The following is an 18,380-nucleotide window of genomic DNA, read 5'->3' on the forward strand; positions in this document are numbered from 1 at the left end:
TCACTTTTTTCGGACAGCGATTTCAAGGTGTCAACAATGTAATCGAAATGGCTGCGGATATAGGTACGGCGGGGAATGGCGAGACGAACCAACTCTAATTTTGGATAAATCATTTCTCCGCTGTCGGGGTCGGGGTAAGCAAACATGACCGAACCGATTTCGACACCGCGAATGCCCCCTTCCAGATAGAGCGCGGCAGCCAACGCCTGACCGGGGTATTCAGCATGGGGGATGTGAGGAAGAAACCTTCCCGCATCCAGATAGATGGCATGTCCCCCGGCTGGTTCAATGATGGGGATACCGGCGGTTTTTAACTGGTCGGCAAAGTAGGCGGTTTGCCCAATGCGATATGCCAGATAAGTTTCATCCAAACCTTCCATGAGTCCAACTGCCATAGCATCCAAGTCGCGCCCGGCAAGACCGCCGTAAGTTACAAAACCCTCGCGTAAGATCAACTCATTGCAGATTCGCTGAAAGAGATCATCATCCCGTACAGCCAGAAAGCCGCCAATGTTGACCAGAGCATCCTTTTTGGCGGACATCCATGCGCCATCGGCGAGCGAAAAAATCTCCCGGGCAATTTCCAGTGTCGAGAGGTGGGCGCAGCCGGGTTCGCGCTGCTGGATGAAATAGGCATTCTCGGCGAATCGACAGGCATCTATGAAGAAGGGAATGCCGTATTGATGATAGACCTGAGCAACCTGACGAATGTTTTCCAGTGATACCGGCTGCCCGCCGCCGGCGTTGTTGGTAATGGTAATGCTGCCAAAGGGGATATTTTGTGCGCCGACCCGCTCGATAAACGCGCTCAATTTATGAACATCCATGTTGCCTTTGAAGGGATGGGGGTTGGTGGGGTCAAAGGCTTCGTCAATGACCAGATTGGTTGGCCGGCCACCACGAGCGCGGATATTGCCGTCGGTGGTATCAAAGTGCATGTTGGAGGGCACATACATGCCAGGCCTGACCAGTAACTGGGTGAGAATATTTTCGGCAGCCCGCCCCTGATGGGTAGGAACAAAGTGTTCAAAGCCAAAGATTTTTTGCATGACTTCAGCAAGGCGATAATAAGAACGTGCGCCAGCGTAGGATTCATCTCCGGTCATCATAGCGGCCCATTGCGCCTGACTCATCGTACCCGTGCCGGAATCGGTTAACAGGTCAATAAAAACATCCTCGGCGCGAAGATTGAAGAGGTTGTAGCCGGCAGTCTGCATTGCGTTTTGACGTTCCTGAGGTGAGATGAGCTGGATGGGCTCAACCATTTTGATGCGAAATGGTTCGACCGGATAAGGTTTCATCAAAGAGGTACCTCCACGGATAAAATGGGAATCGGAAATTGGGAAATGGTAATGGTGAGTTTATCACAAAAAACGGCAGTGGATGAGGAATAGGCAGATGATTGCTTTGATAAGTTATAACCATTAACCAAAATAATGTTTGGAATTATTGTGTTTTAGTTCAACAAATAAAAATATTTGTAAATATTATTGATTTTTCTATTGACAAATAATTAAAGTTTGTTATGATTACATCAGACCAGTTCAACGGAGCGTCTGTCATGGCAATACGTACAATTCCTTGTGATACTACCCCAACCCTTCGCCTTCAGGCGGAAGATCATTTGTCGGTGAGCGGCTGGGATCAGCCCCAAATTCAGATTCGCGTTCAGGACGAAGCCAGTTTACATGTTCGGAATGAGAATGGAGGTTGGTGGATTCGCTGTGAAGAGGATACGGTCATTCAGGTACCGCTGGATTCGGTCATCCAGGTGGATTATGTTCACGGCTCGATGTCTGCTGTTAACTTGAAAGGCGCACTTAAGATAGAAAATGTGGGTGGTCATCTCACATTGCGGGATGTTGGGAATGTGCGTTGTGGAAATGTGGGCGGCCATTTGAAAGTATTCAAGATTAACGGCGATTTAGTGGTTACCAACATTGGCGGAAACCTGAAGGGTGGCGAAATAAACGGAACTTTAAAGGCGGAAAATACAGGGGGTTCAATCAAACTTTTGGATATTCGCCGCGCAGAAACTTTACGAGCGGGGGGAAACATCAAGGTAAAATTGCTCGAATTGTCAAGTGACCTGCAGGCATCTGCCGGAGGCAGTATCAAGTTGTGGCTGCCCATCAACAGCAGCTATCAGCTGGATGCCAGCAGCGGCGGCGAACGGATTGTCTTTCAGGAGGGAGGGCAGGCAGTTCGGCAGGTTGCTCACCGTTACCAGGGAATTATCGGTGGGGGTGGTGTAAGGCTTAGACTTGCTGCGGGCGGTTCAATTGCCATTCTGGAGGGGGATTGGGAAGAAGAAAGTGTCGAAGAGGAGATTGGCTTGCGGTTGGAAGGATTAGGAGATCAAATTGCCCGGCGGGTTCAGGAAAAAATGCAGCGAGCGGAAGAACGCTCGCGGATGGCTCAGGAACGTGTTGAACGGGCTGCCAGTCGCAGGACAGGGCGGGGCGAGTTTTTGAACATTGGAGGAATGAGTTTCAATTTTGAAAGTCAGCCGGTTACCCCTCGCAAACAGGCGACTGAGGAAGAACGCTTAATCATTTTGAATTTATTGCGGGAAAAGAAAATTACCGCCGAAGAAGCCAATCGCTTGTTGGATGCGCTTGAAGGCAGATTTTCGGATCGGTGAACTTTTTGCATCAGCCGGTAACGATTGGCAACAAGTCTAAAATCCATTGGAGGCTCTGAATGAGCGAAGAACGTTTGGAGTTGCTGCGAAAAATTGAAGCAGGTGAACTTTCACCGGAAGAAGGATTGCGGTTGATCAACGCTCTCGAAAATGGTGCAGTTAATCAGCCGCAAATTGCTTTTGAGGAAACTAATGAGGATGGCGAACCAACCGAAAAAGTGCAAAAAGTGGCTGTAATCGAAACTGCGGGCGAAAGAAGTACCCCGCCCGATTTCCAGCGCTGGCGCAGACTTTCGTGGATCGTGTTTGGTTTGATGGTGTTATTAACCGGCTTGTCGGCGGTTTGGATGATTATGGGATGGATGGCACGTCCCTGGGGATGGGGTTTTTGGCTATCCTGGTTCCCCTTCCTGATTGGTATTGTGGGGATGTGGTTTTCTTACAATTCCCCATGGCTGCATATCCGTATCCGCCAGAGGAAAGGAACAAAACCTGAAAGAATATCCTTGAGCTTTCCTTTGCCAGTTCATGCAGTGGTCTGGTTTATGCGCACATTTGGCAGATGGATGCCGCCTGCAGTAAAAGAGCAAAATCTGGCCGATATGCTCAGCGATGTGGTCAAGAATTTATCCGCGAATGAGCCCATTCACATTCAGGTCAATGATGAAGAGGATGGCGAAGAGGTGGAGGTGTTTATCGGATGAAAAGGCGGATAACCCCATTTGTCCTGCTGGCAGTATCGCTGGTTGTGCTGCTGGTAAGTTTTCTGCCTGCCCCTTTAATGAATACGCAGTTTGGTTTAGATGCAGCGGTGATTAACCCCCAAAATTCGGATCAGACGAAATCGTTTATTGATTTTCAAATTTCGTATCCGCGCTGGGTGAGGTTGGATGAAACGGGATCCGTTAAATTGAGGATAAATATGAATGGGGCTGATTCGGGCGATTTGCAAGGGTGGCAGGCACGCCTGGAGATGAACGGTGTGGTCATCTCTCCGCATGGCGAATCGCGTCAACGAATCGCCCCTGGGAAAGAGACCTTGTTTCGCTGGAACATAAAACCCTATAAATCCAAAGCGGGCAGGGGTACATTGTGGGTTTATTCGGTGCGTGACAATGGACAAAGTCAAGGCGAGGTCAGTTTGATTCTGGCTCATCCTTTTGAAATCCGGATTTGGAATTGGATGGGAGAGGCAGGCTGGATGGCTTTGCGAGTCATTGCGGCAGCTGGGGTCTTGGCTGGGTTGATCTGGTTGTGGGTGAATCGCGAATAGAAGCCCACAGGGGGAACAATCCACCGCAAGTAACCGAACCCGGCAGGAGAATATTTAAACGACCGGTTTCGCTTTACAAGCAGGAACTAACTTGATAAAATGGATGTATTGGGTGGGGATGGGAAAGATTACCACGAATCCCTGGATCTTTAAACCTCGCAGGAGCCTGTATGCTGGGAAACTGGTTGTACATCGGAATTTTTGCGCTGGTAGCCCTGATGATGCCAGCCATAACAATTCTCATCGCTGGAATTCTTGCACCAAAAAGACCAGATCCAATTAAAAATTCAACCTATGAGTGCGGGGTTGAAACGGTAGGCCCAAACTGGACACAAATTAAAATTCAATATTATGTCTTTGCCCTTGTATTTTTAATTTTTGATGTCGAGGCAATCCTGCTCTTCCCTTGGGCACTGGCATATCAGTTTTTGCCCCTGTATGCCATTTTAGAAGGGGTGTTGTTCTTGCTGATTCTGGTGGCGGGATTTTTGTACATCTGGCGAAAAGGGGCACTGGAATGGTTTTAAAACCTTCTTTTGCGGGATAACACAATGGATTTTCTGCGTGATCCAATTGGCTTTGTGATTCAATGGTATGTTTTCTGGCTGGGTGGATTGGGGCTACCCGCTGTGTGGGTGGAATTGATCGCCCAACTGACCGGTGCGCTGGTGCTGGCTACCGGCGCAATGTTGTTTGTGGTCTTTTTAATCTGGTACGAACGAAAATTGATTGGCCGAATTCAGGACCGGTTTGGACCGAACCGCGTAGGACCGTGGGGAATTTTCCAACCCGTTGCAGATATGCTCAAAATCTTTACCAAAGAGTACATCACCCCCATCGGTGCGGACAAAATCACCTATAACCTTGCCCCAATTCTGGCGGTAGCGGCGGTTTTGTTGTTGTGGAGTGTGCTGCCGCTTTCGGTTACGGTTGTGGGAGCTGATCTGAATGTTGGTTTGTTGTTTTTGATTGCGGTCGGCGGATTGGGGGAGATGAGTTACATTCTCGCTGGCTGGGGTTCGAATAATAAATATGCCCTTTTGGGCGCCTTTCGTCTGGTGGCACAACTGATTTCTTACGAAGTGCCGCTGGTGCTTTCGGCACTGGTGCCGGTGATGCTGGCAGGCACTTTGAGCGTTACCGGAATTGTGCAGGCGCAGGAAGATGTTTGGTTCATTGTGGCGGCGCCAGCTGCTGCGTTGATTTTCTTCATCGCCTCCCTTGCCGAAATTGGACGCTCACCTTTTGATTTAATTGAGGCCGAATCCGAGCTGGTGGCGGGTTACAACATTGAATATTCGGGTTTGAAATTCGGTATGTTTTTTGTGGCGGAGTTTTTACATGCTTTTACGGTGTCTTTAATTTTTACAACCGTATTTCTCGGTGGTTGGCGCGGACCAGGGGCGGAACAGATTCCCATTTTGGGGTTTGTTTATCTTATGTTGAAAACTTTTGTGGTCTATTTTGTGACCATCCTCTTCAGGGGTACTTTGCCGCGTTTTCGGATTGATCAAATGATGAATCTAAATTGGAAAGTCCTGACACCTCTTTCGCTTGCCTTGATTATGGTGATGGCGGTGGTAGGCGGGTTGACGCGCGGCTTGCCCCTCTTTTGGCAGGTCCTGGCATATCTGCTGGTTAACCTGTTGCTGCTGGCTGTTACCGATCAATTGATGCGTATCAACCAGCGCAAGAGGGCAAGGTTTAACCTTGCAATGGAAATGGGACGAGGAATTTTGACCACATCCACCAAACACGGGACAGGAGAATGAACGGTCTTCAAGTTGTATTTTTGCTTGCGGCGTTGGTTTCATTGTTTTCAGCCGTCATGGTTGTTTCTGCCCGCCGAATGATGCACGCTGCTTTATGGCTGGTGTTGACCTTGATGGGAGTTGCGGTCATTTTTGTGACCTTGCAGTCTTCCTTTTTTGCCGTGGTGCAAATTCTGGTCTATGTCGGCGCCATCGCAATTTTGATTATCTTTTCAGTGATGTTAACCCGGCGGGTTATGGAAGATCATGGCGATCAGATACTTCCCGGCTGGCGGGCGGCAGCGTTGGTTGCTGTGCTGGTTTTTGCAGTTTTGGTGGGTTTTCTGGCACTCTGGCAGGGTTTTACAACCCTGCTGGTGGAGTTGCCATCGGATTCCGATAATTTGCTGGAATTAGGCAAAGCGCTGGTCTCTCCGCAGGGCTATGTTCTGCCTTTTGAACTGGCTTCAGTGCTGCTGGTAGCGGCGTTGATTGGGGCAACTACCATTGCAGTGGACCGAAAGGAGGAGCAGAGCAGATGATTCCAATTGCATGGTATCTGATTTTTTCGGCAGCCTTGTTTTGTATCGGCTTGTTTGGCGCATTGGCGCGTAAAAACGCGGTTGCCATTTTGATGGGTATTGAACTGATGCTCAACGCGGTCAACGTTAATCTGATTGCCTTCTGGCATTATTACGCCCAAATCCACAGCAGGCCGTATGTGCATGGTTTAGCATTCACCACAATGGTGTTTGTGGTGGCCGCAGCTGAGGTGGCCGTGGGGCTGGCGCTGGTCATTTCTGCTTACCGCCGGCGTCAGACACCTGTGGTGGATGAATTGACTTTACTCAAAGGCTGAGCGCAGGAGGCTGAGACTGCATGACTGTTGAAACGCTGGTTGTATTCATTCCGCTAATGCCTCTGCTGGCTTTTTTTGCGATTGTCCTCTTCACCCACCGCAATAATGCGGTGAGCCACTGGCTGGCATTGATCGGGGCGGGTCTGGCGTGGCTGTTGAGCATGGTGGTTTTTGGACGTGCGATTCAAACCGAAGATCTCAGCCGGCACCCATTTGCAGCGGCAATTCAGTGGTTGCCAACCGGCTCAACCGGTTTACAAATCGGCGTTCAAATAGATCCGCTCAGCGCGGTTACGCTGTTCTTTGTTGCCTGGACGGTGCTGATGATCTTCATTTACAGCATCGGCTATCACAACTTCGGACAGCCCAAAGGTGAACATGACCGTCCTGGCTTGCCGCCCCATGGAGCCGAGATCCAAGATGCCCATGGTCATAAGCATCGTGTCCCTTCAATCGAACCGATGTACGCGCGCTTTTTCGCTCTGATCAGCCTGTTTGCGTTTGCCATGTTTCTGCTGGTGGTCACGGATAACCTGCTGACTCTGTATGTTGGCTGGGAGATCATGGGGCTGTGTTCTTATCTGTTGATTGGCTTCTGGTATGGGAAGGAATCAGCGCGCAATGCAATGATTAAGGCCTTTTTGACAACCCGGGTTGGGGATGTATTCATGCTGCTGGGTCTGGCGGCGCTCTACGCCCTGACCGGCACGCTTAACTATCAGGCCATTCTCAATAATCCAGTGGTTTTGAACGGATTAGCCAGCGCAAACTCGCCGCTGGCGGGTATCTCGTGGGCTGGTTTGATTGGTATTTTGTTATTCGTTGGTACGATTGGAAAATCCGCGCAATTTCCGTTGCACATCTGGTTGCCGGATGCGATGGAAGGCCCGACACCAGTTTCAGCGATGATTCATGCGGCAACGATGGTTTCTGCGGGTGTTTATCTGGTGATTCGCTTCTTTCCTCTACTTTCAACCGGTTGGGATGGTCACCATCTGACCCTGCCGATGCTGCTGATGGGCGGGATTGGCGCATTCACCGCCCTGTTTGCCGCTACGATTGCGCTGGCGCAAAACGATATTAAACGCGTGCTGGCTTATTCCACGATTTCTCAATTGGGTTACATGATCGCTGCGCTGGGGGTTGGCGCGTATGTGGCTGCCGCATTTCATCTGATTACCCATGCTTTTTTCAAAGCCCTGTTATTCCTTGGTTCAGGCTCGGTCATCCATGGGATGGAGCATGGGGTGCTGCACACCGGCGAAAAAATTGACCCACAAAATATGTTGTTTATGGGGGGACTGCGGCACAAGATGCCGATTACGTTTTGGACATTTCTGGCGGGCGGATTGGCGCTTTCCGGCTTCCCTTTGATTACGGCTGGTTTCTGGTCGAAAGATGAGATTTTGTCCGGCGCCTATGCCAGTGGACAACTGTTGATCTTTTGGGTGTTGGCTTTAGCCGCCCTTTTGACGGCATTTTATACGATGCGCCAGATAACCTTAACGTTTTTAGGCAAACCGCGCAGTCAATCCGCCGAACATGCCCAAGAATCGCGTCCGGTAATGACCGCTCCGCTGGTGGTTTTATCCTTTTTTGCGATCACAGTCGGCTGGGTGGGGATACCCCAGTACTTCCCCCTGATTGGCGGCATATTGCCAAACTGGTTTGAGGAATTTGTGGGGAGTATGTTGCTTTCCCCTGCTGAGAAGGCTCACCACAGTCTGCTGCCTTTGATTACTTCGCTGGTGGTTGCTTTAGGCGGTTTATTGTTGGGCTGGCTGGCCTATCGCAAGGTTTTCCAACCCTTTGATCCGCTGGAAAAGCCTTTGGGAGGGGTGTATACATTGCTTCGAAACAAGTATTATGTGGATGAAATCTACCAATGGGCATTTATCCGCCCGGCGCGCTGGCTGGCAGAAACGCTGACGGATCGCTGGTTGGATCGGACGATCATAGACGGCGTTCTGCATTCGTTGGGCAATTTTGGGATGTGGTTGGGAAAAACACTGCGAAAGTGGATTGACTTACCCGTTATAAACGGTGCGGGTGATTTAACGGCAAGCGGAACGCGCAATATCGGTACATACTTGCGCTCGCTGCAATCCGGCAGAGTACAGTTGTATGCCACAGTCGGCCTGGGGTTGGTGGCGGCAGTTGCCATCCTGATTTACTTCCTTTGGGTGATCGGCTGATTGGGAGGATGGAAAGGATGGAACCGGTTACCAATCATTTACTGAGCCTGATCTTGTTCACCCCAACCGCTGCGGCAGTGTTCATGTTGCTGCTGCCAAAGGAAAAAATTTCCTTGCTGCGGAATTTTGCCCTTGCCGCCTCGCTCATTCCGTTTATTCTGACGCTAGTGGTGTGGGCGGGGTTTAATCCTCAGCCGAATGCTGCCATGCCCTTCCAGTTTGTAGAAAAAGCGGAATGGTACAGTGCCATTCGGGCTTCCTATCATTTGGGAGTGGATGGCATCTCGCTTCCGATGGTGCTGCTGACAACCCTCCTAACCCCGCTCGCCATTCTGGCTTCCTACAGTATTCAAGAGCGGGTCAAGTCCTATATGATTCTGTTTCTGCTGCTGGAAACCGGCATGCTGGGCGTTTTTCTGGCGCTGGATTTATTACTGTTCTTTGTGTTCTGGGAAGTTGGCCTGGTGCCCATGTATTTTTTAATTGCTCAGTGGGGTAGTAAAAACCGTAATTATGCAGCGTTGAAGTTTGTGTTATATACGATGGGAGGCTCGCTAGGGCTGCTGCTGGCAATTCAATTGATGGGTGTAGCCGTTGGCAGCTTTGATTTGCTGGAACTGTACCAGCGCTGGCCTGGGTTAAATGAATTAAGCATTCCAATTGGGTTGTCCGTTTCAACGGTCAAGGCGATTGCCTTTTGGGCATTTGTGGTGGCGTTTGCGATCAAAGTGCCGGTGTGGCCCTTCCATACCTGGCTGCCAGATGCTCATACCGAAGCGCCAACAGCCGGTTCGATGATTCTGGCTGGTGTGCTGCTCAAATTGGGTGCGTATGGCTTTCTGAGGCTGGTATTACCGCTCTTTCCTGCCGAATCGCAGCAATTTGCCGGCGCACTGGCGTTTTTGGGGGTAGCGGCAATTATTTTTGGGGCATTGGGTGCCTGGGCACAAAACGATTTCAAGCGGTTGATTGCTTATTCGTCCATCAATCACATGGGTTTTGTGGTGTTGGGCATTGCTGCGGCGGCTGCCCTGTTGAATACAACTTCCCCGGTTGGTTTGCTGGACAAGACCATTGCCCTGAACGGAGCTGTGCTGCAAATGTTCAATCACGGGCTCAGTGCGGCGGGCATGTTCTTTCTGGTCGGTGTATTGTACGATCGCGCCCATACCCGTGATTTGAACGAATTTGGCGGTTTGTATGCTGTATTACCGGTGTACGGCAGTGTGCTGATCTTTACAGCGATGGCATCCCTGGGTCTGCCGGGTTTGAACGGATTTATTTCAGAATTTTTGGTAGTAAGGGGGGCCTGGCCGGTGTTGACCCTGGCCACTGCGCTGGCGATGATCGGGCTGTTCTTCACCGGGGCTTACATTCTCAAAGCCCTAAAAATGGTACTTCACGGCCCTTTAAATGGGCGCTGGCAGGGTCATTTGACCGACATGACGCGGCGGGAAGTCCTTGTTATGGCGCCATTGATGATTTTAATGCTGGTATTAGGCGTTTGGCCGGCGTGGCTGTTGGACATGATTAACCGCGCGGTAGCCTTCCTGTTCTGAGAGGTGAGTGATGCACTTTCCCATTTTGAGCGCTCTGATCTTCACTCCCATTGTTGCCGGGGTTGTCTTGCTGGCTTTACCTGCCGAACAAAAAGATTGGATTCGCCGCGTGGCGCTTGCAGCGGCTGTGCTGATCTTACTGATGGCATTTAAGTTGTACTTTTCCTATGATCCCGGGAAAGGAGGGTATCAGTTCCTTGAAGAGGCTGCCTGGCTTCCCCAATTTGGCATTTCATACAAGCTGGGAATTGACGGCATCAGCCTGCCGCTGGTGTTGCTTTCCGGGCTGGTGATATTTTCCGGTGTGCTCGTTTCGTGGAATGTTGAGGATAGACCGCGGGAGTTTTTCTCCTTCCTCATGTTCTTGGGGGCAAGCGTTTTGGGAGTTTTTTGCGCCCTGGATTTATTTTTATTGTTTTTCTTTTTTGAGCTGGCTGTTTTTCCAAAATATTTAATGATTGTGGTATGGGGATATCCAAAGACCCGTGAATATGGCGGTATGAAGTTAACCCTCTACCTGTTTATTGGATCGGTGATTGCACTGGTGGGTACGCTGGCGGTTTATTTTGGCTCCGGTTTACGCACGTTTGATCTGCTGGCGCTGGAGCAGGCCGGTTTTCCGATTGAATTTCAACGTCTGTGGTTTCCATTTGTTTTTCTTGGGTTTGCTATTCTTGGTGGTATTTTCCCCTTCCACAGTTGGGCGCCGGATGGCCATGTGGCAGCCCCTACCGCTATTTCAATGCTGCTGGCTGGAGTTGAAATGAAGGTTGGTGCTTTTGCAGCTTTGCGGGTGGGAATTCAATTATTACCCGAAGGAGCGCAGTATTGGGCACCGGCGATATTGCTTCTGGCTACAATCAATGTCGTATACGGCGCTTTTATTGCCATGGTTCAAACCGATTTCAAATATGTCATTGGTTTTTCTTCCGTTTCACACATGGGTCTGGTTCTGATTGGTTTTGCGACGCTTAACCGAGATGGTTTATTGGGCGCTGGAATGCAGATGTTTTCGCACGGGGTCATGACGGCGCTCTTTTTTGCCATCGTTGGAATGGTGTATGACCGCGCGCATACGCGTGAAATTGGATCGCTGGGTGGTTTGGTACGAAAAATGCCCTGGGCAGCGGTGGGATTTATCATTGGTGGTTTGGTTTCCATGGGAATGCCGGGCTTTTCCGGTTTTGTTTCGGAAATTCCGGTGTTCATGGGGGCATGGCAGGTTGCTCCGCTGGTTTCGGTGGTTGCCATTCTCGGCATTTTGATTACTGCGGCCTATATTTTTCTGGTCGTCCGCCGTGTATTCTTTGGAGAAATCCCCCCTGAGCTGGATCAAAGTGTGGGGGATGTTTCCGGTAAGGATAAACTTGTGATTGGAATGCTATCGCTGGTGATGATTTTACTGGGATGGTTCCCTTCTCTGTTAACCCGCCTGATTGAACCGGGAGTCCATTCAATTGTGGCGCTGATGGGAGGTGGCTGGTGAACAGTGCCTTTACCCCTGAAATGTGGCGTTCCCTCTTGCCTGAAATTGGTTTATTAATTCTGGCGCTTGTGTTGCTGATTTTCGATCTTATCTGGCTCAAACAACCCCAGCAACGCGGGAAATGGCTGGGTTGGATGACCAGCATGGGTATCCTGGTGATCATGGGAATTGCAGCCGGTTTTTCTGTGCCGCAAGGGGAAGGCAGCCTTGAATGGGGTGGTATGCTGAGGTTTGACGAGGCTGGTTTTGTGTTTCGCATGATTTTTATGAGCGCAGCAGCGTTGACCGCTCTCTTTGCCATTCAGCATGAAGCCTTAAAAAAACGCGGAGAATTCTTTGCGCTTCTGCTGATCAGTACGCTGGGGATGAATTTGATGGCATCAGCCGCCGATTTGATGCTGCTCTTCCTTGCCATTGAGACCACCTCGATCCCGTTGTATGTCATGGCGGGTTTTCTAACCCGGGATGACCGCTCGGTTGAGGCTGGAATTAAATATTTTCTTTTCGGCGCAATCACCTCGGCGGTCATGCTGTACGGTTTCAGCCTGATTTACGGCCTGACCGGCACAACTCAAATTTATGAATTGAAAGCATCTTTTCAGTCGGGAAATTTACCGCCCGGTTTAGCCGGGTTGGTAATCCTGCTGGTTTTGGTTGGTTTCGGCTTCAAAATCTCGGCGGCGCCGTTTCATTTTTGGGCGCCGGATGTGTATCAGGGTGCGCCTACACCGGTTGCCGGCTTTCTCTCCACTGCCAGTAAAGCTGCCGGGTTTGCAGTGCTATTGCGGGTTTTTCAGATTACCTTTGCAGATCAAAACGCTTTGTGGAGTGTGATGATTGGGCTGATTGCCGCTGCCAGTATGTTGATTGGAAATTACCTTGCGCTTGCTCAGCGCAGCATCAAAAGGCTGCTGGCGTATTCTTCCATTGCCCATGCAGGGTACATTCTCATCGGTGTCGCGGCTGATTCGGAATTGGGAACACTGGCAGTGGTTTATTACCTGATGGCGTATCTGGTGACTAATCTGGCCGCTTTTGGGATTGTGAACCTGATTGAAAATCGGGTCGGGACAGATGAAATCAATGCGCTGGCCGGGTTGAACCGTCGTTCGGCAGGTTTGGGGCTTGCCATGCTGGCAGCCATGCTTTCGTTGGGGGGCATTCCACCCTTCGCAGGGTTCTTTGCCAAATTACTGGTATTTGCTGCTGCGGTTGAAAGAGGGATGATTTGGCTGGTGTTGGTAGGGGTTTTCAATGCTGTGGTCGGATTGTATTACTATTTGAATGTTCTCAAGGTGATTTATCTTCAGCCACCCCCTGAAGAAAAGATTGCTGCACCGACCACCACCGCATGGCGGGTTGCCCTATGGGCATGTATGGCGGGTATTTTATTGATTGGCTTCTGGTTTGCGCCATGGTATTCGTGGGCGCAGGCTGCTACAAGCGCAATTTGGGTTTATTGACGCATAATTTTGCATCTGATATAATGTCATCGTCATGAGCCAACCAAACGCCGACGAACCATCACGACGCCAAAAAATTCTCAATTTGACCCTGGCGAGTGTAACGGCGCAGGTGGGATGTATCACACTGGTGATTGTGTTGGCTGCAGTTTTTGCAGGAATCTGGCTGGATAACCGTTTTGAAACCCGTCCGTGGTTTACACTGGGCCTGCTGGTAGTGAGCATTCCTGTTTCACTGGCCATCATGTTTTGGGTCGTCCGTTTGGCGGTTTCAAAAATTAAACCCGGTTCTGGTCAGCCGAGCCATTCCGAAAAGAAGGAGGAAACGGGTCTTGGAAACAACGCGTAAATGGCGCTGGGGTAAAAACCGTTGGATTGTGCTGTTGTTGATTATTTTGAGTGTTTTCGCGATCAATATCGCTGCCCCTGTTCAACCTCATATTCAAGTTGCTCCTGAAAAAATTATTGAAGAACCGTTATTCAACTTAGGCCCGTTGGGTGATTTTTATCTGGTCAATACCCTGCCAACTTTGATTATTGTTGACCTGATCATCATCGCCATCGCCTTTGCGGTTCGGCAGAGCCTGCGCAAAGGTGATCTCGTCCCTCGCGGAATTGCCGGTGCCATGGAAGGTTTGATTGAGGTGTTGTATAACCTGACCGAGTCGGCTGCGGGCAAACATGCACGGCGCATCTTCCCATGGTTTGCCACCATTTTGATTTTGGTACTGGTCGCAAACCTGATGAAAGTGCTACCCGGCATGGAAACGGTTGGGGTGATGCACCATTATGACCACGGGCATCCCATTCAAAATTTATTTGGGAATTTCTACACTTTGCTGCCGGGTGAGGCTGAACACGGGGACGGATACATTTTGACCCCCTTCTTCCGGGCGGTTTCGACAGACTTGAACTTCACACTGGCGCTGGCGTTGATCTCGGTGTTCATGACTCAGGTCATTGGCGTTCAAACACAGGGACTACGCTATTTTACAAAATTCATCAACTTCACCACCATGTTCAAAAAGCCCTTTTTCGGGTTCATGGATTTTCTGGTTGGTTTGCTGGAATTGATTTCTGAATTTGCCAAAATTCTCTCATTTACATTCCGTTTGTTTGGGGTTATGTTTTCGGGTTTTGTGCTGGTGGCATTGGTCATTACACTGGTGCCCATTTTTGTACCATCCATGATTTACATGTTTGAGGTCTTCATGGGCGTCATTCAAGCCTTTGTCTTTGGTATGTTGACAATGGTTTTTATGTCAATGGCGACCCGCGGTCATGGAGAAGAAGAACACCACTAAATTTGAAATCATCCATCACATTTGAGGAGGTCAACAGAAAATGGAAGGTGACATCGTTTTAGCAGCAAAATTTATCGGCGCGGGTCTGGCGATGATTGGTGCACTGGGCGCTGGAATTGGGATTGGTTTGAGTGTGCAGGGTGCTTTGCAGGGTATGGCGCGCAATCCGGATGCTTACGGTAATTTGCTTACCAACATGATTTTGGGTATTGCTTTTTCCGAAGCGATTGCGATTTACTGTCTGGTGATCGCGTTCTTAATGCTGTTCGTGCTGTGACGAGGAGGGTGCTTTGGAAAAGCTAGGGCTTAACCTCGGTTCTATTTTGATCCAAATCCTTTCTTTTGGGATTATTTTCATTGTCCTGAAAGAATGGGTTTATAAACCACTCACTAATCAATTGGAAAAGCGTCGTCGGGCGATTGCGCAGGGTCTGGAAGATGCCCGTGTGGCTGCCGAAGCGCGGGCTAACGCAGAGCGTGAATCCAGCCGAATTATTGCAGAAGCCCAACAGAAAGCCGCCGAAATTGTAAGAGAGGCAACCGAACGGGCTGAAGCCGCTGCCAAAGATGTGCGCATGCAGACCAATGCGGAAATTGCCAAAGCACGTGAGCAAGCCATGGCTGAGATCGAACAGGAACGCAACCGGGTGTTGAGTGAGGTGCGCGGTCAAATTGCTGCGCTGGCAATTGCTGCCACCCAAAAATTAATTGGAGCAACCCTGGACGAGCAGCGCCAGCGCGTGCTTTTAGAAGAATTCTTCTCCGGTGTACGCGGCGGAAAAGTGATCGTGTTGCAAGATGAGGCAATCGCTGGTCAGGCGGCCGAAATCACCAGCGCCTTGCCGCTTACCGAGGAAGAACAACAGGCAGTCAAACAGGACGTGCTCAGCAAACTGGGCGGAGCCGCTTCGGTAACCTTCCGGGTTGATCCTTCCATTCTGGGCGGATTGATCATTAAAGTGGGTGATCGGGTAATTGATGGTTCAGTGGCCGGTCAGTTGCAGGGACTGCGTCAGACATTGCTGTAAAATCGGGTTGACTTGATGTTGTTGCCACCTGTGGTATAACCTGTACAGGTGGCTTTTGTTATCCGCGATGAAAAGTCTTGAAAAATTGTTAAAATCTATACCCGTTCCCGTACTGGCGGCTCAACACCTTTCAAAGGTGGAGATAAGCGGGATTGTGCTGGATTCGCGTCAGGTGCAACCGGGTTATTTATTTGTTGCGTTGAGCGGCGGAAACACGGACGGTCACCGCTACATCCCGGCTGCCGTGGAGCGGGGGGCAGCTGCTGTGGTTGGGAGTCGTTCAATCAGTGAGATGCCGTCGGAACTGCCATATGTGCAGGTTGAAAATGCCCGGTACGCGTTGGCATTTCTTTCCGCGGCTTTTTATGACTTTCCTGCCCGCTCAATGACGATGATTGGTGTAACCGGCACGGATGGGAAAACCACCACTTCATCCATCATCTATTCCATTTTGCGCAGCGCTGGCTTACAAGCCGGAATTATCTCAACCGTCAACGCGGTGATTGGGGATGAGGTGATTGACACCGGTTTTCATGTGACGACGCCCGAGGCTCCGGATGTGCAACGCTATCTTGCCAGAATGCGCGATGCTGGCATAACCCATGTTGTATTAGAAGCCACCTCGCATGGATTGGCGCAGGATCGAGTAACGGCGTGTGAGTTTGACATCGGAGTGGTCACGAATATCACCCATGAACATCTGGATTATCATGGATCTTATGAGGCATACCGGGCTGCCAAAGCACGCTTATTCCACCATCTGCAAGAAACTGTTGAAAAGCCGCAAGGAAATCCTCGTCTGGCAGTCCTTAATCGCGATGATGCATCCTTTGAGTACCTCTCGAATTTAATCAATGGTCGAAAATTAACTTATAGTGTCGGGAATCAGGCTGATTTTACGGCGCTCAATCAGAAATACACACCAACCGGCCTGACATTTCAGGTTCGATTTGGTGAAATCAACTCTTTGAACATTCAAAGCCGGTTGATCGGAGAATATAATATATCGAATATCCTGGCGGCTTTGACCGCAACGATTGGCGGTTTGGGTATCCAGCCGGCGGATGCAGCTGCCGGAGTAGAGAAGATGACCCCCGTAGCGGGACGGATGGAACAGATTGATTTAGGTCAGGATTTCATGGCAATTGTGGACTTTGCCCATACGCCGAATGCATTAAAGCGCGCTTTAGACACGGCGCGTCAAATGACCAGCGGGAGAGTGATTGCCGTTTTTGGCTCGGCTGGCCTGCGTGATCGCCTCAAACGGCGGATGATGGCGGAAGTATCTGCAGAAATGGCGGATATCACCATATTGACAGCAGAAGATCCACGCACGGAATCACTGGATGAAATTTTAGAAGAGATGGCCAGGGCAGCCAGTTCACGAGGGGCGATTGAGGGCGAAAATATGTTTCGCGTAGCCGATAGAGGCGCGGCAATTCGGCTGGGGGTGAAATTGGCGCGTGCGGGCGATCTGGTCATGGCCTTAGGGAAGGGGCACGAGCAGTCCATGTGCTTTGGGGAAATTGAATATCCGTGGGATGACCGAGTGGCCATGCGTGCGGCGCTGGCAGAGCGTTTGGGGTTAGAAGGTCATTCAATGCCGTATTTGCCAACCCAGGATGCCTGAAAAATGAGCCGCCCGCTGAAACGGGCGGGCGGTTGTAAATTGCTTGATTTTGATGATCAGCGTCGGCGCTGACCGCCGCGGTTGTCGAAGCCGCGGTCGCCGCCTCCGCGCCGTTCACCACCCGGACGTCCGCCGCCAGATGGGCGATTTCCACCGGACGGTCGCCCACCCGAAGAGCGGCCACCGCTGCTACGGCCGTTCCGATCGTTTGCCTGTGCTTCTTCCAGCGACCAGCCTTCCAGCACTGCCTGCCGGGAAAGGCGAATCTTGCCGGCTTCGTCAATTCCGGTCACCATGACCGTAATCTCATCGCCAACATCAACCACATCCTGCACACTGGCAACCCGTTCAGAATCGAGTTGAGAGATGTGAACCATGCCATCCACATTGGGCAGGATTTCGACAAAAGCGCCAAAATCGGTCACACGAACCACTTTGCCGGTGTAAATTCTGCCTACCTGCGGGATTTCGATAAGCGACTCAATCCGTTCACGGGCTGCACTTTCACCTACACCATCAGTGGCAGCGATGTAAACCGTACCGTCGTCGTCAATATCAATCTTGGTGTTGGTTTCTTCCTGAATAGCGCGAATGATTTTACCGCCCGGCCCTATGATTGCCCCAATTTTGTCCACCGGCACCTGGATGATTGTAATTCGCGGGGCGTGGGGTTTGAGCTGCGGTCGCGGCGCGGGAATCACTTCCAGCATTTTATCCAGGATGAAAAGGCGTGCCTGCCGGGCCTGTTCCAGTGCTTGTGTCATCAACTCGGCGGTAATGCCTTTGATCTTGATGTCCATTTGCAATGCTGTAATCCCATCCCGCGTACCTGCAACCTTGAAGTCCATATCACCGAGGTGGTCTTCCATCCCCTGAATATCGGTCAAGATTTGGAAACGATCACCTTCCTTGATCAAGCCCATTGCGACCCCCGCAACCGGCGCTTTGATCGGGACACCCGTATCCATCAGGGCCAGGGTGGAACCGCAAACGGACGCCATTGAGGTTGACCCGTTCGAGGAAAGCACTTCAGAAACAAGACGCAAGGTGTAGGGAAATTCCTTTTCTGGTGGGATGACCGGCACCAGAGCCCGTTCTGCCAGCGCGCCATGACCGATTTCCCGGCGGGATTGACCGCGCAGCGGTTTGACTTCGCCGGTTGAATAAGGCGGGAAGTTGTAATGGTGC

Annotated in this window: 18 protein-coding genes; 16 read left to right on the forward strand and 2 right to left on the reverse strand. The window is 50.6% G+C overall.

Translation table 11 applies throughout. The annotated features are described in order from the left end of the window. On the reverse strand, positions 1-1,301 hold a 1,301-nt coding region (locus VAE48_RS14525; RefSeq protein WP_322794048.1), incomplete at its 3' end, for a tryptophanase. Between the two features lie 260 nt (positions 1,302-1,561). Here VAE48_RS14525 and VAE48_RS14530 point away from each other — a divergent pair. The 16 genes from VAE48_RS14530 (at position 1,562) to VAE48_RS14605 (ending at position 17,192) form a co-directional block, all read left to right on the forward strand. Continuing rightward, entirely contained in the window at positions 1,562-2,644 is a 1,083-nt protein-coding gene (locus VAE48_RS14530) for an SHOCT-like domain-containing protein (RefSeq protein ID WP_322794049.1), read from the forward strand. Between the two features lie 59 nt (positions 2,645-2,703). Further along, positions 2,704-3,348 carry an SHOCT-like domain-containing protein gene (locus tag VAE48_RS14535; RefSeq protein ID WP_322794050.1) on the forward strand — a complete coding sequence of 215 codons (645 nt, stop codon included), beginning with the start codon at positions 2,704-2,706 and terminating at the stop codon, positions 3,346-3,348. Continuing rightward, positions 3,345-3,917: a hypothetical protein gene (locus VAE48_RS14540; protein WP_322794051.1), complete on the forward strand. Its 573-nt coding sequence runs from the start codon at positions 3,345-3,347 to the stop codon at positions 3,915-3,917. Before VAE48_RS14535 ends, VAE48_RS14540 begins: the two co-directional genes overlap by 4 nt. A 170-nt stretch (positions 3,918-4,087) precedes the next feature. After that, positions 4,088-4,444, forward strand: a complete 357-nt coding sequence (locus tag VAE48_RS14545; protein ID WP_322794052.1) for an NADH-quinone oxidoreductase subunit A — start codon at positions 4,088-4,090, stop codon at positions 4,442-4,444. 24 nt (positions 4,445-4,468) lie between these two features. Next, positions 4,469-5,689: an NADH-quinone oxidoreductase subunit NuoH gene (gene nuoH, locus VAE48_RS14550; RefSeq protein ID WP_322794053.1), complete on the forward strand. Its 1,221-nt coding sequence runs from the start codon at positions 4,469-4,471 to the stop codon at positions 5,687-5,689. Beyond that, a complete protein-coding gene (locus VAE48_RS14555; protein WP_322794054.1) occupies positions 5,686-6,210 on the forward strand; it encodes an NADH-quinone oxidoreductase subunit J in 525 nt (174 codons plus the stop codon). The genes nuoH and VAE48_RS14555 overlap by 4 nt, the downstream gene beginning before the upstream one ends. Further along, positions 6,207-6,527 (forward strand): NADH-quinone oxidoreductase subunit NuoK, encoded by a 321-nt coding sequence (nuoK, locus tag VAE48_RS14560; RefSeq protein WP_322794055.1) that lies wholly within the window; start codon positions 6,207-6,209, stop codon positions 6,525-6,527. Before VAE48_RS14555 ends, nuoK begins: the two co-directional genes overlap by 4 nt. A 20-nt stretch (positions 6,528-6,547) precedes the next feature. Beyond that, positions 6,548-8,722 (forward strand): NADH-quinone oxidoreductase subunit L, encoded by a 2,175-nt coding sequence (nuoL, locus tag VAE48_RS14565; RefSeq protein ID WP_322794056.1) that lies wholly within the window; start codon positions 6,548-6,550, stop codon positions 8,720-8,722. A gap of 17 nt (positions 8,723-8,739) precedes the next feature. Beyond that, the gene (locus VAE48_RS14570; protein ID WP_322794057.1) at positions 8,740-10,281 is read left to right on the forward strand and encodes an NADH-quinone oxidoreductase subunit M; all 1,542 of its coding nucleotides are present in this window, start codon (positions 8,740-8,742) and stop codon (positions 10,279-10,281) included. A gap of 10 nt (positions 10,282-10,291) precedes the next feature. Continuing rightward, entirely contained in the window at positions 10,292-11,767 is a 1,476-nt protein-coding gene (locus VAE48_RS14575; protein WP_322794058.1) for an NADH-quinone oxidoreductase subunit M, read from the forward strand. Beyond that, positions 11,764-13,230: an NADH-quinone oxidoreductase subunit N gene (locus VAE48_RS14580; RefSeq protein WP_322794059.1), complete on the forward strand. Its 1,467-nt coding sequence runs from the start codon at positions 11,764-11,766 to the stop codon at positions 13,228-13,230. The genes VAE48_RS14575 and VAE48_RS14580 overlap by 4 nt, the downstream gene beginning before the upstream one ends. 34 nt (positions 13,231-13,264) lie before the next feature. Next, positions 13,265-13,579, forward strand: a complete 315-nt coding sequence (locus tag VAE48_RS14585) for an AtpZ/AtpI family protein (RefSeq protein WP_322794060.1) — start codon at positions 13,265-13,267, stop codon at positions 13,577-13,579. Continuing rightward, the gene (locus tag VAE48_RS14590) at positions 13,563-14,534 is read left to right on the forward strand and encodes a F0F1 ATP synthase subunit A (protein ID WP_322794061.1); all 972 of its coding nucleotides are present in this window, start codon (positions 13,563-13,565) and stop codon (positions 14,532-14,534) included. The genes VAE48_RS14585 and VAE48_RS14590 overlap by 17 nt, the downstream gene beginning before the upstream one ends. 40 nt (positions 14,535-14,574) lie before the next feature. Then, positions 14,575-14,811: an ATP synthase F0 subunit C gene (gene atpE / locus VAE48_RS14595; protein ID WP_322794062.1), complete on the forward strand. Its 237-nt coding sequence runs from the start codon at positions 14,575-14,577 to the stop codon at positions 14,809-14,811. 13 nt (positions 14,812-14,824) lie between these two features. Beyond that, positions 14,825-15,562 (forward strand): F0F1 ATP synthase subunit B, encoded by a 738-nt coding sequence (gene atpF, locus VAE48_RS14600; protein ID WP_322794063.1) that lies wholly within the window; start codon positions 14,825-14,827, stop codon positions 15,560-15,562. A gap of 67 nt (positions 15,563-15,629) precedes the next feature. Continuing rightward, on the forward strand, positions 15,630-17,192 hold the full coding sequence (locus VAE48_RS14605; RefSeq protein WP_322794064.1) for a UDP-N-acetylmuramoyl-L-alanyl-D-glutamate--2,6-diaminopimelate ligase: 1,563 nt from the start codon (positions 15,630-15,632) through the stop codon (positions 17,190-17,192). A 56-nt stretch (positions 17,193-17,248) separates the two neighbouring features. Here VAE48_RS14605 and pnp read toward each other — a convergent pair. Continuing rightward, positions 17,249-18,380: polyribonucleotide nucleotidyltransferase (gene pnp, locus VAE48_RS14610; RefSeq protein ID WP_322794065.1), on the reverse strand; the 1,132-nt coding region annotated here is incomplete at its 5' end.

Origin of the sequence: Bellilinea sp. (genome assembly GCF_034432615.1) — a bacterium.
Lineage (GTDB): Bacteria > Chloroflexota > Anaerolineae > Anaerolineales > Anaerolineaceae > Bellilinea.

Excerpts from the sequence above, each read along its gene's own strand:
- VAE48_RS14530 (WP_322794049.1), top strand. The coding sequence starts at position 1,562 with ATGGCAATACGTACAATTCCTTGTGATACTACCCCAACCCTTCGCCTT.
- VAE48_RS14540 (WP_322794051.1), top strand. The coding sequence starts at position 3,345 with ATGAAAAGGCGGATAACCCCATTTGTCCTGCTGGCAGTATCGCTGGTT.
- VAE48_RS14585 (WP_322794060.1), top strand. The coding sequence starts at position 13,265 with ATGAGCCAACCAAACGCCGACGAACCATCACGACGCCAAAAAATTCTC.
- VAE48_RS14555 (WP_322794054.1), top strand. The coding sequence starts at position 5,686 with ATGAACGGTCTTCAAGTTGTATTTTTGCTTGCGGCGTTGGTTTCATTG.
- VAE48_RS14545 (WP_322794052.1), top strand. The coding sequence starts at position 4,088 with ATGCTGGGAAACTGGTTGTACATCGGAATTTTTGCGCTGGTAGCCCTG.
- nuoL (WP_322794056.1), top strand. The coding sequence starts at position 6,548 with ATGACTGTTGAAACGCTGGTTGTATTCATTCCGCTAATGCCTCTGCTG.
- VAE48_RS14535 (WP_322794050.1), top strand. The coding sequence starts at position 2,704 with ATGAGCGAAGAACGTTTGGAGTTGCTGCGAAAAATTGAAGCAGGTGAA.
- VAE48_RS14570 (WP_322794057.1), top strand. The coding sequence starts at position 8,740 with ATGGAACCGGTTACCAATCATTTACTGAGCCTGATCTTGTTCACCCCA.
- VAE48_RS14575 (WP_322794058.1), top strand. The coding sequence starts at position 10,292 with ATGCACTTTCCCATTTTGAGCGCTCTGATCTTCACTCCCATTGTTGCC.
- nuoH (WP_322794053.1), top strand. The coding sequence starts at position 4,469 with ATGGATTTTCTGCGTGATCCAATTGGCTTTGTGATTCAATGGTATGTT.
- VAE48_RS14605 (WP_322794064.1), top strand. The coding sequence starts at position 15,630 with ATGAAAAGTCTTGAAAAATTGTTAAAATCTATACCCGTTCCCGTACTG.
- atpE (WP_322794062.1), top strand. The coding sequence starts at position 14,575 with ATGGAAGGTGACATCGTTTTAGCAGCAAAATTTATCGGCGCGGGTCTG.
- nuoK (WP_322794055.1), top strand. The coding sequence starts at position 6,207 with ATGATTCCAATTGCATGGTATCTGATTTTTTCGGCAGCCTTGTTTTGT.